We start from the raw sequence: 14,625 nt of genomic DNA, 5'->3' as shown, positions 1-14,625 counted from the left end.
TTTTTTTCATAAACCATCTTACTACTCTTACTAAAAAAAACCAAATACTTTTTATCATTTTCGCTAATTTTTATTATTTGTAAGAATTGCAGATTAGAAGTGTTTCATCTAGCGAAGATATAACTCTCATTCCCTTAAAATTGACCCTGTTAAACACCGCTCCCTGATTCCGCAACATATGATTAAAAGATTAACCTCCGATGTATTTGAACTCTTCGCCCATTTTTGCATAGAATATTACATCCTATAGAATCCGGTTATCCTGCGGTTCGCTTAGAGTGTGTTTAAGAAAGGTGATGCTTATGTTCCCTTGGAGCCTTTTTCCATTCAGTAAAGATATGAAGGAACAAATGAATCAGATGAATCCAAAAGAAATTGATTCATATGTACAGGATATGATGAAAAAAATGTTTCCCGGCGGATGGAGTAATATGATGAACCCTACTGAATCAATGAAAGGACATCAGCCTTTTATACATCCGATGAGTAACGAACCAAATCATCAGGATTCAAAACCTTCTCCGCCTGCCAATTCAATTCCTGTCAATATATTCGAGACGTTTGAAGATGTTTATATCCGATTGAAAATCCCTGATGAAGAGTGGATGAAACAAATGAAGATTTTTCACACATCAAATCAAGCGATCATAGAAAACATCCCGGAACACGGTGACAGGCAAGTACTCACGCTGCCTTCATTGGTAAAGAGAAAAGGAGCGATTGCACAATTCAAGGATGGCATCCTTGAGTTAAAGATTCCAAAAAGCATTGATATGCAATACACAGAAATAGACGTCTCAGAAAAATATTGAGACGTCTACATTGCATTCGATGATTTTTTTAAAGAAACTCGTATGATTGTCCCTGCCGGCTCATTTTTTTTCGCTTCGATTGTTCCGCCATAATTATTAATTATCTTTGAGGCAATCGCCAGGCCTAAGCCATATCCGCCTTTTTCTCTGCTTCTTGCTTTATCTACCCTATAGAAACGATCAAAGACCTTCTCCAAATCTGCTTCAGGTATTCCAATCCCTTCATCCTTCACATCAATGACTAGGTGCCCCTGAATCTCTGATAAATGAACTTCAATGAAAGTTCGAGGTTCGGAATACTTTACAGCATTGTCCAATAAAATAACCAGAACTTGTTCTAAATGTCTCTTCAATATAAACGCGTTTATGTTTTGCCCAAGCTCATTCTTGACCAGAAACACATAATCTTCATGCAGAAACGCAAAATCACGGATGATTTTGTCTGCTGCTGTCTTTATGTTTACGTTGGAATTTTCATAATCTGTCATTTCACGATCCGCTCTTGATAATTCGAGGAGTTCTCCCACTAGCCTTTTTACTCTTTCTAGCTCTTTTAATGAGACCTGTAAGGATTCTTCCAGTATCGAAGGATCCTTTTTCCCCCATCTGTTTAATAAGGCGAGATGTCCCTCGAGTACTTGAATGGGAGTTCTTAATTCATGCGAGGCATCCTCCACGAACTGCTGCTGCTGGTTGAATGACTTTTCAATCTCACTCATCATTTTATTGAATATTTGTGATAAATCACTGATTTCGTCGTGAGCGTTCGTGTTTTCTACCCGCCTCTGAAATCCACCTTGTTCAATAGATCGCATTGCCTCTGATAATTTATTCAACGGCCTTATGAAACTTTTTGCCATTAAATAACCCAGTAAAGCACTTAACAGCAATGCAGCAGCGCCGGTTATCGTCATCATCCAAAATAAGTTCTTCATTATTTTTTCATAACGATTGAGCGGCTGAATGATTTCTACATACCCATCGAATTGTTTCGATCGTATTGGAGAATGTCCAATCAATATCTTCCTTCCGTCAGATTCGATCAGTTTCACTGTTTTATCTCTGACTGGCTGAAAAGGTATATAAAAGGCCGGCTCATTTTCCCCGCTGATTCCCAAAGTCTGTTCTCCTTGATGGTCAAGTATCCTGATGGTCTGATCCTTTTCTGCAATCTCCTTCATGAAATCTCGGCTGTCATAAATATCTTCCAGTTCGATATTTGGGCCGCGCTGTTTAAAGAAAACCGTGATCTCATCCAGAACACGATTGAAGTTATTCTCTTCTTCATCAATCATCCATTTGCTAATTGCATGATATTGAAAGAAGCTGAACAAAAAAAACGCGAAAAATATGGCTGACCCGGCTGCAAGTGCCCACTTGACCTTTAAAGATGATGGTGTAAACCATCTCATCCATGTGTTCATGACCTCAACACATATCCAGTTCCCCGTACCGTTTGAATGATACTCTCATCCTCAGGGGAATCCAGTTTATTGCGCAGATAACGAACATAAACATCTACAACATTGGTTTCAACTTCCGTATCATAGCCCCATACTTTATTCAGCAGGACATCCCGTGTCAGCACTATATTTTTATTTTCCAAAAATGCAAGAAGGAGATCATACTCTCTTTTCGTCACTATGATTTCATTACCATCTTTAAATACTTGTCTTGATTCTTTATGAACTGTCAGGTCTTTATGGGCATGAGTAGTAACCGGGGATTGAGAGAGATCGTTTTTCGACCTGCGAAAGACAGCTCTCAGTCTTGCCAGGAGCTCTTCTATCGCAAATGGTTTTACGATGTAATCATCCGCTCCACTGTCCAAGCCTGATACTCTGTCCATCACACTATCCCGTGCTGTTATCATCAGGATGGGAGTTTCTTTAGACTGTCTGATCCTCCTGCATACTTCGAGTCCGTTAAGGCCCGGGAGCATCAGGTCGAGCAGTATAACATCCCATTCTTCGTTTAATGCCAAATCCAGCCCGTCCCTCCCTGTATATGCGAGGCCAGTATCATACCCTTCATATTTAAGCTCTAATTCAATAAAACGCGATAGATTTTTTTCGTCTTCAATTACTAAAACTCTATTCATTCACTCACCTGCTAAATATACTGATTTCTTTATTTCTTTGTTGTGAAAAAGTCATTGAACGCCTGAAAAATTTCAATTCCCTGATAAGTGAACAATGTCATAGCTGTGAAACTAAAAAACAGGATGGGTATGAAGCGAATCCACATCATATGATTACCTCCCTTATTAGCTCTCGGGTTCATCATCCACTCTCAATATTAAATTCTGATGAGAAGACGATAAAATTTCGCTAAAACAGGGTAAGTTAACATAATTTGATTATTGTCTATTCATTTTGGCAATGATTTTAATCAAGCCCAGTAAATCAGATAGTTCTTCTATTTTATAATGAATCTCTTGCCCATCCCGATACTCTGTTTTTTTCCATACCCCGGTCATACCGCATTGAATGGCAGCCTCTACATCATTTATTGGATGATCACCTACATAAATGGCATTTGAAGGTTCGACTCCCAGTTGATTCAAAGCATGTTTAAAAATACGGGGATCAGGTTTTTTAATGCCTAAGCTTTCTGAAATTAATATGATGTCAAAAAATGATGCTATCTTAAGCGCCTCAATGGTACTGGTCTGTAAATCTTCTCTTCCATTGGTAATAAGCCCTAAGAAGTATCCTTCTCTTTTCAGTGTCGACAATACATGATGCAAACCGGGAAATGGTACAGCGTGCCGAGCGAAATTCAATAAATAATCCTTCACTAAATCTTCCGAACATAAATGATTCAAGGAAAAATACTCCATCATTTTTTCATAGACGGCATCTTTCCATACATACCCTCTTTGGTCCCACTCCACAAACTTTGAGCAGAACTCTTCTTTGTTCACACCATAATCTGTGAAAAGACGGTCGTATTGTTCACTGATGAAATTCAATAATGATTGTCCCCTGTTCAACAGGGTTTCATCTAAATCAAAAAGGATAGCCTTCAATTCTCTTCTTCCTTTCATCATTACGTTTAATTATTTTCATGAAGAGGTATTTATATCCATATATATGTATTACCTTTAGTTGAAAGGAGAGAAGGATATGACAATGTGGATCATACTTTCCGCATCTTTCATTTTATGTTTTGCCATCTTTGAAGAAGTAATCTATTTTATCCTGCGTACGAGAGTAATAGAGAATAATCATCCAGTAAAAGAAGGAAAAATAAAATCTCTCTATAAAAAGGTAAAATTAAAGCTTAGTCCTTCCTAGGATCGAGCTTTTTCTTTTGAGTAATTCTCTATCATTCTACCAAAGGTTGTTAACGACTGATACATTATCCTTAGCTCGATTCAGCCTTAGAAGTGATTGAACAACATTCATATGATAAGATGAATACTACTTATATGATGATACTTGAAAGGGTGCTTACGATGAGAATTGATTTAAATTGTGATTTGGGAGAAAGCTTCGGTGCTTATAAAATTGGGCAAGATGAAGAAATGATGAAGTATGTATCTTCTGTCAATATTGCATGCGGCATGCACGCCGGCGATCCCCTGGTCATGATGCAGACCGTAGAACAAGCCCTAAAACTTGACCTGAAGGTAGGTGCACATCCAGGTTTGCCGGACCTTCAGGGTTTCGGACGAAGAATCATACATATTACACCACGGGAAGCATATGCACTGGTGCAATATCAAGTCGGTGCATTGCAGGCAATGGTAACGGCACAAGGTGGAAAGCTTACTCATGTAAAACCGCACGGTGCATTATACAATATGGCAGCAAAAGACAGGGAACTCGCACGCTCTATCGCGAAATCAGTATATGATATAGATGAAAGTCTCGTATTATTCGGCCTTTCAGGAAGCGAATTGACCGAGGCTGGTTTAGAAACAGGTTTACAAGTCGCCCACGAGGTTTTTGCTGACCGCACTTACCAAGCAGACGGAACTCTCACTCCAAGGTCTCTTCCAGATGCTGTCCTCCATGATGCTGACAGAGTGGAGGAACAGGTGCTTAGAATGGTTGAGCATCAAAAGGTGCACACCATAACTGGGGAAGTCATCTCCATCCAAGCAGATACGATTTGCTTACATGGGGATAATATAGAAGGTGTCAGCCTTGCTAAGAGGCTGAGGGAAAAACTGGTTTAAGGCCAGAATAGATTAAACATAGATATTGCTGGATAGAAACTTGGAGAAGTATTTTTCAGGAAGGAGTATGACGAATGAGAATAATGAACGTAGAAACTCACAAACGTGATGAAATGATTGAAATCACACGCAGCGTTCAGGACTGTGTCAATCTATCAGAAATTACAGAGGGACTGGCCATTATACAATCACTGCATACCACTGCTGGAATTACAGTAAATGAGAATGCAGATCCTGATGTAAAGACGGATTTTCTAAGACGACTTGATGAAGTTTATCCCTGGAATCACTCCAAAGACCTCCATGGTGAAGGTAATACAGCTGCTCATTTAAAGACAAGTACGGTGGGGCATTCCCAAACAGTCATCATTAAAGAAGGACAATTATTGCTGGGTACTTGGCAAGGGATTTATTTCTGTGAATTTGATGGGCCTCGAAATCGTAAATTTGCCGTTAGCGTCATGGGTTCATAGTACCCTTTCAGAACAAAGACTCCGAATCAATTCGGAGTCTTTTCTTCAAGGAACCTGTCTCGGTTTTCTTTACTTGGGATCATACATGAATCATTACGACCGAACCATTCATAACGATTTGTGGCTATCCACTTATACAATCTGTCCCTGACCGGCTTCGGAAGCATCAAAAATATACTGCAAATCTTCCATGGCCACTTTAAACGCGACGCTATTTTTAAAGCTGCCGTCGATTCCAAATATACATTACCATCCATAATCAACACTATACTGTCAGTGGATTGAGGAATATGATATTGCTCCATGTAGTGTTTCCCGGCTTCGCTCTGCAGGGAAGCAAATTTGAATTCCCGCATCGGATCCTTTTGAATGATAAAACGTACAGAGTTATTACATAAGTTACAGATTCCGTCGAATAAAATGATTCCCATAGGTCCAACACCTCTCCGTTATATTTATTAATCTAAGAGGTTACTTCTTACATTCGATTAAATGATCTGTGACATTATAATCATCCACATTCCAGACTTCTTCTTTGTGATGCAGGTTGGTTAAGCATCCGTTAAACAGCCGGAAATTCTCCAGCTTGCTTCCATCTAAGTGATACTTTTTTATAATTGCATGGATGACGGCACCATGTGAAACCATCAAGACTTTTTTTTCCGGGAATTGTTTATTGACATCCTTCAAACCTGCTTCAATCCGCTCTTCAAGTTCCTCGATAGGCTCCATTCCTGGGAATACAAAGTCAGGATATTGCTTCTCTCTTACGTCTCTTGTCAATCCTTCACCTTCACCAAAATATCGTTCTTTGAAACTATTCATTTCTATTATTGGGAGGTGAAGAGCTTCATTGATGATTTCAGCGGTTTCTTTCGCTCTCTTAAGGGAAGTAGTGACGACTACATCCCATTCCATATCCTTCAGAAACTCCCTGCACTCCTCAGCTTGTTTCCTACCCGTTTCATTAAGCGGGATATCCGTCTGTCCCTGAAGTCTGCCCTTCAGATTCCAGTCGGTTTGACCGTGGCGGACGATACAAATATGAGTCATTGCTTTCTCTCCCCCTACTGTAATCTACTGTATAGATGTTTTTACTGATTTTATCACAAACGAACCTATAATTGATGAGAAATATCATACCCCCTGTTCTATTCACGATTCTTTTTCCCACATCCGGATGTTTTATATATTCAATAAAGGGAAAATAATTAGAAAACAAGGAGGTTATAAAGAGTTATGAGACCTGAAGTAGGAATTGATAATCATAGAAAAGGATCTGAGATAAAGGGGATTTTTGAAGATGCTTTACAGAGGGATCTTTCAATGGAAGAAAATCTGCTCATCAACAATTGGGTACAGCATTTCAATAAGGAAGAAAGAGCCACCATCATCAATATGATGAAAGAATTGGTCAATAAACATAAACGCCATGACTAAAAGCGAATGGCAAACAAAAAGGAAAGTCCCTTACGCTTGGGACTTTCCTTTTTTTGTTAGTCTGTTAACCGCTTTTATCTATGTGATCAGGGAGCGGGTTCCCTTACTGGTTATTGCTTTTGATCATTACAGATCATCCGTTTGTTCTAAAAGTCGATCTATGTCAAATCTATAAATTGGCGTGTGAATATCTTCTTGTGCAAGTTCTGCGGTATCTTCCAGTATTTCATCTATGTTCATACTTAAAATACCTCCCCGGTTGTTTATATGATCTTTCCATGCATGAAGTACTTGATAATACAGTATTCGTTCATGCCGAATCATTTTTTGGGGGTGGTTTATGATTTTTTGAGAGTATATTGTAAATCTTTTAGTTCAGAAGATATGCATACTACTTACTTTTTTATGTTAAGCAATATCGTCTTATATATTCTTCTACCATTTCTTTATGGCTTCCGACCATGTTTGAGGGAAGGTTCTTTAGTGGGTGAAATTCAAGTTTGATTGATTCTGTTTGTTCGGCTTTCATTTCACCGTGGAATTCGTTTGTGAAGTATACGGTGGCAACAACATAGAATTCATCACCGTTTTCTGCTTTTATGTACTGATCTTTTCCGGAGTATATATTTAATAGGTGAAGGTCGCCTAATTGTAAATTTGTTTCTTCTTTTACTTCTCTTCGTGCAGTTTCTTCGGTGGATTCCGTCAACTCCATTAAACCTCCAGGCAATCCCCATTTCCCGTTTGGAAATCTCCTCTGCTGAAGAAGGACATTCATCCGTTCATCAAGTATAATCACCACTGCGCCAGGCAGGATCACAGGCCGGGTACCCACCAGCTTTCTTAACTCGTCAATGTAGCCCATCTGGATACTTCCTTTCTATTGCCAAGTACTATTACTATGTAATAAATAATAAAACCCAAGAAGAGCAGATGCTTCATTGGGTTATAACAATCATCGCATGTCATTTTCATAAGGTTCTGTGATATTTGCCTTATGCGTTGAATCTAATCTTTCAATGGCTTGAATCAACTTGCGATCACTCTCTGTTTTATGTTTCATAAAACTCATTGCTTTAAAAATGAACACAATTGTCAATACAGTAATAAATAACGCAATTCCTATATACAGAATACTAAAAAGCCCAAAGAAAATCCCAATCCCTTCCATTGCCATGCCTTGTTCCATAACTTTTCACCTCCACATCCATATTATATAGAAAAATCATCCATTTTCACACCAATATAACAAATATGCAGAAAAGTAAAACATATGTATATCTATAGATAATGGCAGACTTCAAGGTGATTACCATCCAAATCCTTGAACTCAAAATACGTTACGCCTTCATCTGTTAGAACCTCCCCAACCTTCACTTTCCGATCGAGCAACTTTAATCTTGTTTCTTCCAAGGCATCAGAAAATAATATTGTTTTCGTTGAGGAAGAACGGACTTCTCCCTCCTGAATGGTAATCGGAGTTTCTCCCGATCCCACCTTAAACACAATATAGTGACCCGAATGAAAGATTTCCTCTAGTTCAAGCACCGTCTTATACCACTTCCGGGCACGCTCTAAATCACTGACAGAAATATGTATCGTATCTATTTTCGAAAACAATTGACATCACTCCTTCTAAGTTAAGTTCAATTCCTTAATAAAGTAAGGTGCCCGACAAGCTCTTTTGCTTCCCACTTATCCATTGGGGGCAAAGCTATTACGGTTAGTGACCCTTTTTCAATCTCAGTTAATCCGCTGTCCCGGATACTGAAAAATCCATTACCTTCCAATTTTTCAAGTTCAGCTTGCTTTCCTTTAAGTATGATTTTTTTCATTCCAGTTTGTAACCACTCCACGAAATCAGGCTGCCTATCCTTGAATGAGGTGTTGGTAGAGGCCATTTCAATGGTGCTTAGTGTTGCTGCATGTGCCACTTGTGCAGCTGTTTTACCTTTTGACATGTTCAATTCCCAATTTACGACGAAATATTGGACAAGATCTCTATTTGTCACTATCCATTTCCCCTTTCTCGAATACATAATCCAATAAAATGTATACATCAATACTAGCGTTTTTATTAGAAGATTGGAAATGGAAAGAAGGATTACTTTCTTCTGATTTTCATTATTTTATCATCATGAACGGTCACCTTTACCTTCTCACCGATTCGGTAATCTGCATACCTGTCACAATCAATACTGTAAATGGCGGGCTTATGGTGGATGCTGAACTTAAAAGCACAACCTGTACCTTCTCTTCTGATTTCATCACCCGTCCTAATCCCTTTTAGAAAAGCACCATCTCCAGGATAATATTTTTCTTCAATCGTCATCCACCTCTCACCTTTAGAAGCAATGAACCCTTTGAAATTTAGCAGGTAGACTAAAAAAACCATCGAAAGACATAAAAACGCAATCTTCACTTTTTCATTCCTCATGAGCCCCCGGCCTTTCTGTTTGAAATCAACAGAGTCATTATATGAAATACGAATGTTACTCATGACAATTATTTTCGGTTGCATTTCAATATAAAAGCAGTTAAAATTTAAACTAACGAACGGTAGTTAGTTTAAATTCGGAGGCGTTCATACTATGAAACAGGACAACAAAAATAAAATTAAAAAAATTGCTTTACGCTTATTCGGACAAAAAGGATATGAAGATACGTCCCTTCATGAAATTGCCAGCTATGTCGGGATTAAAAAGCCATCCATTTACAATCATTTTGACAATAAAGAAGATATTTTTTCTGCTGTGTTGGATGATTTGCTGGTTTCTGAAATGACAGCTTATCAACACTTTCAGAAGAAAATGGAAAAAGGCTTTCCAAAGGACAATCTCAGACTGTTATTCGATTTGTACTGCAGCCGATTGATGACTACTGAAGAAGCATTATTATGGAAGCGGGTCACCTTTTTTCCGCCTCCGCAATTTAAAGAAATGATTGAGGAAAAGTTCTTTCAATTCGAAGAAACGATCACCAGAGTTCTGGAAGAGATCTTCAAAGATGCCCATGATAAGGGTTCATTGGAAGAAATTAGCCTGCATGATTTCAAAGCTTCTTTTCTATGCCTGGTTGATGGTGTTTTTCTGGAGCATCATTATTATCAGGAAGACATCTTTCAGAAAAGAATGAACGCAGTGTGGAAAGTGTACACAATGGGAATTTTCAAAGGAAAAGGAGAATGACTTATGGGTTGGATCTACGTCATCATCGGGGGACTCCTGGAAATCGGATGGGCAACAGGTCTTTCGTTGTCAAAAGGGTTTACAGAGCCTCTGCCAAGCATCATCACTGCATGCCTGATTGTCATCAGCTTTTATTTCTTTTCTAATTCAATGAAATTACTACCGATCGGAACTGCATATGCCGTCTTTACAGGAATTGGGGCTGCCGGAACAGCTATAGTGGGGATGACCTTCCTTCAGGAAGACGTCAATCTGTTAAAGATTACGTTCATCATACTGCTCCTTATCGGGGTCATCGGTCTTAAAATAAGCGATAAGGAAAAGAAGGAACAAAGGAGGGCTGAAGAATGGCTTGGTTAGCATTGATCGCCGCCGGTTTAGCGGAGGTTGTCATGGTTACTTTCATGAAGCTTTCCGATGGATATAAGAGATGGCTTCCCTCTATCATCAGTTTTTCCGCCGGTGCGCTTAGCTTTTACCTGCTGTCCCTTTCCCTTCTGCACATACCAGTATCCACCGGTTACGGTATTTGGACAGGTATCGGTTCAGCAGGCGCAGTAGTGATTGGCATGATATTTTTTAAAGAGAAGAAAAATCCTGCTAGATTGTTTTTCATCAGTGTGATCATGATCAGTATCGTTGGGCTCAAGATTGTATCTTAAATATAAGGCTCTGTTAAACCGAAGAGAGATTTCAACTAAAGCTGTATATTTCCCTAAGGCTGATCAACACTAAACCGTTTAACAGAGCTGCAAACCCAAATTAATTGATGATCCCATGACCGATAATCTCTGTTTCAATCTTTGGAGTGATTGTGATTTCGGGATATTCTTTCTCCCAATCGATCTTTTCCCATGTTCTTGGATGGAACGCGATCAGTTCTCTCCCTATCCCGAATAAATCGGCATTGGCTGCTTGGATGGTTTCAATCAGTTTCATTGAGCGGTTTGTTAAGTCTTCCTCAATTTTTTTGTTGATTTTCTTTATCATTTTCTCATCCTTTAACTTATCTGCGGGGTATTCGTTGATTGTGATCCCCGCTTCCATCGTGATCTCGACTTTGATATCATGTGGAGAATCCGAAACGATGATCATCTTAGACTTTGGCTTCACAATATTGTAGGTAATGTAGTCATCAAGAGGAGATTCATTCTTTGTATCCACCTCTGTAATAAATCTTGCAATTTTTCCTTTTTTATCCTTAAGAAGCAAGTATAATGTTGTTTGCAGAACGCTTATTTTTCCTGCCATGGAATGTTTATGGAAGATGGCACTCCCTTTTAATACCACTTCATCATCCTCTAACGAGATAAACGGAATGATAAAATCCTGTCCTTCATCAAACATGACCGTACATATCGTTTGCAGATTATATTTTTCAATTTCTGTCGATTCTTCCGCAGTCCTTAATTGTTCCACTAAGAATTCTGAGATCAATGTGTTTTTCTGACCCAATGTAGAGAGGATATCCGCTCCCTTCCCTTCTGCAACAGCCACTTTAGCTGAGATCGAACTGCTTGGATCTCGATAGAATACATCCAAAAACTGATAAATGTCTTTTTTTGCCAACTCTTCCCCCAGTAAAAAGACCCTATTTTTGGAAGGCTCGAAAGTTCCAGAGACCTTCCGATCCATTTTCATTCTTGTTTCTCGGATTGTCCTGCCCTCGCCCTGTATTTTTACATTTGTTGGGTACTGCCCTTGAAAGTCCCTGATGACGGCAGTGGTTAAGATCTTGTCGTCTTCCAGTAAATCAAAAGCTGAAGAGTACACCAATCTTCCTTCTTTCAAAAGCCTTTGATCCCAGCAGCCTGTCATAGAAAGATGAAAAAGGAGTATTACTCCGGTTATGAGAAGCTTCTTCAAGCACTTTCACTCTCCTTTTTCTTAAAGATCAATGAAATACACAACAAAAGTATAGGAATCACAATCACGAAAATAAATGAAAAACTGACCACCCATTGATTTAGCCATTCTATTTCCTGCTCATTTCCAGGCATCAAAGCCAGTAATAGCGGAAAGAACCCCAAAAACATTGTAGAGTAACCTCTTTTTAGCTTTTTGAACCGTTTCAATATCTGAGTGGAGCTTTCCGTGCTCAGAAAAAGATAACCAGTCAAGGAAGTTATTACATTTACGACCCATAGAGAAACAAATAATAGGTCGATTCTTTCGAGCACTTGAAAGTAAAGGGATTTGACATAATATAAAACAGGCTGAGGAACAATCTTCAATTCTTCAGGGCTGAACGTCACCAGGCTGACAAGTGTAAAGAACGTATAGGCCAGTGTGACGATTACATTTGCTGTAGTAACAGATTTTAAAATGGACCGACTGCCATTATGCTTGAAATGAGGGTACAAAAATAAAAGAAGTTCAAATCCGAACATTGAAAAATACGCTTCTTTTGCTCCCCTCAGAATGGTTAATCCACCTGCAGCACCAATCGGGAACAAATATCGCCAATCCACTGGATAGATGAACAATACAATGACTGAAACGATGAGCAAGAACATGATCAGGCCGGACACCACAACATACACATTGCTGATTTCCATTACTGTTTCTTTACCTATATAAATAGCAGGGAGAATCAAAAGGACCATGATAACCCACTTGGGAGTAAGCGTAAGTGACCAGGACTTAATGATTTCAGCAGCAGAAACCAATATCAAACTGGTCACAAGGATACCATAGATGAGAAAGCCTATCGTGATAAGTGTTCCAGTAAATTTCCCCACTAAAAGCTTGGAATATTCTAAAATCGATGATGAAGGGAATCTTCTTCCAAGCAGCCACATGAGTATAACAATGACTTGTATAATCCCCCCTGCAGTCAATACCGAGATCCACGCATCCCCTTTTGAGACCGAAAATACGTTAAATGGGAGACCAAGGACGCCCACACCAATCTGAGTTTGAATGATAAAGAAAGTTAATTGAAAGGAAGCCAGCTTACTCTGCTTTTTCATCTTGTTTCCATCCTCTTGAGGCTGACGTCCTCCACCTGTACTTTGCTTTTAAGTCGCGGGGCCTCTCCTTTATCCTCCATATCGGTACCCTGATCAGGGTATCTGTTAACCTGCTTATATCCAAAGGGGCGATTGGATAAAGATAGGAATGTCCAAGTGATTTTAGTTTTGACATATGAATTAGTATGATCATCAACCCAATCACAATACCGAATACACCAAAGAATGCAGCCATCAGCATTAGCGGGAACCCTAATATCCTGATGGATGTGCTCAGTTCATTTGACGGAATGACAAAAGAAGAGATCGCAGTGATTGCTACAACGATGACCATCGTGTTCGAGACCAGATTCGCTTCGACCACAGCTGTTCCGATAACAAGTCCCCCCACAACACCGATCGTTTGGGCTATCGGATTCGGTAATCTGATGGATGCCTCCCGGAGCAGCTCAAGGGTCAGCTGCATGATCATGGCTTCGATCAGCGGGGGAAATGGGACATATTCCAGCGAGCTTTTAATGGAAAAAATGATCTCGACCGGAATGATTTCATAATTGAATGAAATGACGGCAATATAAAAAGCTGGCAGACAAAGAGCAATGATAAAACTGAATAACCTTACAATCCTGAAGAATGAACTAATGAACGCACGATTATTGTAATCCTCGGTTGTCTGGAGAAAGCTGAAAAACGTAACTGGGAATATCAGTACTGTGGGACTTCCTTCCATGACAAGCGCCACTCTTCCCTCCATCAGGTTTGCGGCCACACGGTCAGGTCTTTCAGTATTTAAAAATTGAGGGAATGGTGAAAATGGATGATCTTCCAAAAACTCTTCGAAATTGCCCGGAGATTGAATCGCATCCGCTTTAATGTAACTGATTCGATTCTCAATCGTATTCAACAAAACAGGGTCGGTTAAGTTTGAGATATAAACAAGTGCAAATTTTGTTGTCGCAGTTTCCCCTACTGTCGCGTACTTTACCGTGAGTCGAGGATCCGATATCCTTTCTCTGATAAAGTGAATATTCTTCGTGATACCTTCTCTGAATCCCTGATGGGACCCTCTGACTACTTTTTCATTGATCGGTTCATTAAGATTATCATCGATCTTTGGCATGCTGATCAGGTACATGATTTCATGTTCTTCAGTAACAATCAAACAATGCCCGTCAACCATGGCGTTCATTGCCTCATCCTTGCTTTTGGTTTCAACGATCGAATTCGCGTTTATGGCATTCTTTATATCACCAACCTTTTCTTCATTGATAGGTTGAATGACATACGTCTGCAAATTTTTATTGTTGATGACGGAATCTATAAATAAAATGATGACCCGCTTTCCATTAAAGATCATTTCGCGGACTATTAAATCATCCGTATGATAGAATCCCTGCTTGAATTCTTCAATTCGTTCTTCAAGACTCTGTCTATTCAGCTCCTCCGTATGGATAAGCTGCTTTACTCTTCTTCTATTCTTTTTGTCAAAGCCGCTCATCATAACACCCTCAGTTGGTCTTGTTTCTCCATAGGTTCTCCATGAAATATGCACTT

General features: G+C 39.3%; 21 protein-coding genes. 8 read left to right on the top strand and 13 right to left on the bottom strand.

Going from position 1 to position 14,625, the window contains the following annotated elements:
- Positions 1–302: 302 nt before the first annotated feature.
- Positions 303–812, top strand: coding sequence for an Hsp20/alpha crystallin family protein (locus ACXAFV_RS14380; RefSeq protein ID WP_475127444.1), 510 nt, complete (start codon positions 303–305; stop codon positions 810–812).
- A 5-nt stretch (positions 813–817) separates the two neighbouring features.
- On the opposite strand, the gene ACXAFV_RS14375 is transcribed toward ACXAFV_RS14380, so the two are convergent.
- The 3 genes from ACXAFV_RS14375 to ACXAFV_RS14365 form a co-directional block, all read right to left on the bottom strand.
- Positions 818–2,236, bottom strand: a complete 1,419-nt coding sequence (locus tag ACXAFV_RS14375) for a HAMP domain-containing sensor histidine kinase (protein ID WP_475127442.1) — start codon at positions 2,234–2,236, stop codon at positions 818–820.
- Positions 2,233–2,913: a response regulator transcription factor gene (locus tag ACXAFV_RS14370; protein WP_475127441.1), complete on the bottom strand. Its 681-nt coding sequence runs from the start codon at positions 2,911–2,913 to the stop codon at positions 2,233–2,235. The genes ACXAFV_RS14375 and ACXAFV_RS14370 overlap by 4 nt, the downstream gene beginning before the upstream one ends.
- A gap of 258 nt (positions 2,914–3,171) precedes the next feature.
- The gene (locus tag ACXAFV_RS14365; RefSeq protein WP_475127439.1) at positions 3,172–3,843 is read right to left on the bottom strand and encodes an HAD family hydrolase; all 672 of its coding nucleotides are present in this window, start codon (positions 3,841–3,843) and stop codon (positions 3,172–3,174) included.
- Between the two features lie 97 nt (positions 3,844–3,940).
- On the opposite strand from ACXAFV_RS14365, the gene ACXAFV_RS14360 reads away from it, so the two are divergent.
- The 3 genes from ACXAFV_RS14360 to ACXAFV_RS14350 all read left to right on the top strand — a co-directional run bounded on the left by ACXAFV_RS14360 (position 3,941) and on the right by ACXAFV_RS14350 (position 5,471).
- The gene (locus ACXAFV_RS14360; protein WP_475127437.1) at positions 3,941–4,111 is read left to right on the top strand and encodes a hypothetical protein; all 171 of its coding nucleotides are present in this window, start codon (positions 3,941–3,943) and stop codon (positions 4,109–4,111) included.
- Between the two features lie 161 nt (positions 4,112–4,272).
- Positions 4,273–4,998, top strand: a complete 726-nt coding sequence (locus ACXAFV_RS14355) for a LamB/YcsF family protein (protein ID WP_475127435.1) — start codon at positions 4,273–4,275, stop codon at positions 4,996–4,998.
- A gap of 74 nt (positions 4,999–5,072) precedes the next feature.
- On the top strand, positions 5,073–5,471 hold the full coding sequence (locus ACXAFV_RS14350) for a secondary thiamine-phosphate synthase enzyme YjbQ (protein WP_475127433.1): 399 nt from the start codon (positions 5,073–5,075) through the stop codon (positions 5,469–5,471).
- Positions 5,472–5,497: 26 nt separating this feature from the next.
- Here ACXAFV_RS14350 and ACXAFV_RS14345 read toward each other — a convergent pair whose 3' ends face one another.
- Positions 5,498–5,902, bottom strand: a complete 405-nt coding sequence (locus tag ACXAFV_RS14345) for a thiol-disulfide oxidoreductase DCC family protein (RefSeq protein WP_475127432.1) — start codon at positions 5,900–5,902, stop codon at positions 5,498–5,500.
- A 40-nt stretch (positions 5,903–5,942) separates the two neighbouring features.
- Entirely contained in the window at positions 5,943–6,524 is a 582-nt protein-coding gene (locus ACXAFV_RS14340) for a histidine phosphatase family protein (RefSeq protein ID WP_475127430.1), read from the bottom strand.
- 186 nt (positions 6,525–6,710) lie between these two features.
- Between ACXAFV_RS14340 and ACXAFV_RS14335 the strand changes: the two genes are divergently transcribed.
- Complete coding sequence (locus tag ACXAFV_RS14335) at positions 6,711–6,911, top strand: hypothetical protein (RefSeq protein WP_475127428.1); 201 nt, start codon at positions 6,711–6,713, stop codon at positions 6,909–6,911.
- 403 nt (positions 6,912–7,314) lie between these two features.
- On the opposite strand, the gene ACXAFV_RS14330 is transcribed toward ACXAFV_RS14335, so the two are convergent.
- From ACXAFV_RS14330 to ACXAFV_RS14310, 5 genes are all read right to left on the bottom strand, one after another.
- Positions 7,315–7,776, bottom strand: coding sequence for an NUDIX hydrolase (locus ACXAFV_RS14330; protein WP_475127426.1), 462 nt, complete (start codon positions 7,774–7,776; stop codon positions 7,315–7,317).
- 90 nt (positions 7,777–7,866) lie between these two features.
- Positions 7,867–8,100, bottom strand: a complete 234-nt coding sequence (locus ACXAFV_RS14325) for a hypothetical protein (protein WP_475127424.1) — start codon at positions 8,098–8,100, stop codon at positions 7,867–7,869.
- 92 nt (positions 8,101–8,192) lie between these two features.
- The gene (locus ACXAFV_RS14320) at positions 8,193–8,531 is read right to left on the bottom strand and encodes a VOC family protein (RefSeq protein WP_475127423.1); all 339 of its coding nucleotides are present in this window, start codon (positions 8,529–8,531) and stop codon (positions 8,193–8,195) included.
- A 26-nt stretch (positions 8,532–8,557) separates the two neighbouring features.
- Positions 8,558–8,923: an aminoacyl-tRNA hydrolase gene (locus ACXAFV_RS14315; protein WP_475127422.1), complete on the bottom strand. Its 366-nt coding sequence runs from the start codon at positions 8,921–8,923 to the stop codon at positions 8,558–8,560.
- A gap of 92 nt (positions 8,924–9,015) precedes the next feature.
- Positions 9,016–9,411 carry a hypothetical protein gene (locus ACXAFV_RS14310; RefSeq protein WP_475127421.1) on the bottom strand — a complete coding sequence of 132 codons (396 nt, stop codon included), beginning with the start codon at positions 9,409–9,411 and terminating at the stop codon, positions 9,016–9,018.
- A gap of 91 nt (positions 9,412–9,502) precedes the next feature.
- On the opposite strand from ACXAFV_RS14310, the gene ACXAFV_RS14305 reads away from it, so the two are divergent.
- From ACXAFV_RS14305 to ACXAFV_RS14295, 3 genes are read left to right on the top strand one after another with little or no spacing between them, the layout of a single operon-like run.
- Complete coding sequence (locus ACXAFV_RS14305; RefSeq protein WP_475127419.1) at positions 9,503–10,099, top strand: TetR/AcrR family transcriptional regulator; 597 nt, start codon at positions 9,503–9,505, stop codon at positions 10,097–10,099.
- 3 nt (positions 10,100–10,102) lie between these two features.
- Positions 10,103–10,459 (top strand): DMT family transporter, encoded by a 357-nt coding sequence (locus ACXAFV_RS14300; RefSeq protein ID WP_475127417.1) that lies wholly within the window; start codon positions 10,103–10,105, stop codon positions 10,457–10,459.
- A complete protein-coding gene (locus ACXAFV_RS14295) occupies positions 10,447–10,761 on the top strand; it encodes a DMT family transporter (protein WP_475127416.1) in 315 nt (104 codons plus the stop codon). The genes ACXAFV_RS14300 and ACXAFV_RS14295 overlap by 13 nt, the downstream gene beginning before the upstream one ends.
- A 100-nt stretch (positions 10,762–10,861) precedes the next feature.
- Here ACXAFV_RS14295 and ACXAFV_RS14290 read toward each other — a convergent pair whose 3' ends face one another.
- Genes ACXAFV_RS14290 through ACXAFV_RS14280 form a run of 3 tightly spaced genes read right to left on the bottom strand, consistent with a single transcriptional unit; the run spans position 10,862 to position 14,623 of the window.
- Positions 10,862–11,965: a Ger(x)C family spore germination protein gene (locus tag ACXAFV_RS14290; protein ID WP_475127414.1), complete on the bottom strand. Its 1,104-nt coding sequence runs from the start codon at positions 11,963–11,965 to the stop codon at positions 10,862–10,864.
- Positions 11,962–13,071, bottom strand: a complete 1,110-nt coding sequence (locus tag ACXAFV_RS14285) for a GerAB/ArcD/ProY family transporter (protein ID WP_475127413.1) — start codon at positions 13,069–13,071, stop codon at positions 11,962–11,964. The genes ACXAFV_RS14290 and ACXAFV_RS14285 overlap by 4 nt, the downstream gene beginning before the upstream one ends.
- Entirely contained in the window at positions 13,055–14,623 is a 1,569-nt protein-coding gene (locus ACXAFV_RS14280; protein ID WP_475127412.1) for a spore germination protein, read from the bottom strand. The genes ACXAFV_RS14285 and ACXAFV_RS14280 overlap by 17 nt, the downstream gene beginning before the upstream one ends.
- Positions 14,624–14,625 lie beyond the last annotated feature (2 nt).

Source organism: Rossellomorea sp. ABR4_012, from assembly GCF_056159545.1.
This window is presented reverse-complemented; position numbering and strand designations above follow the sequence as displayed.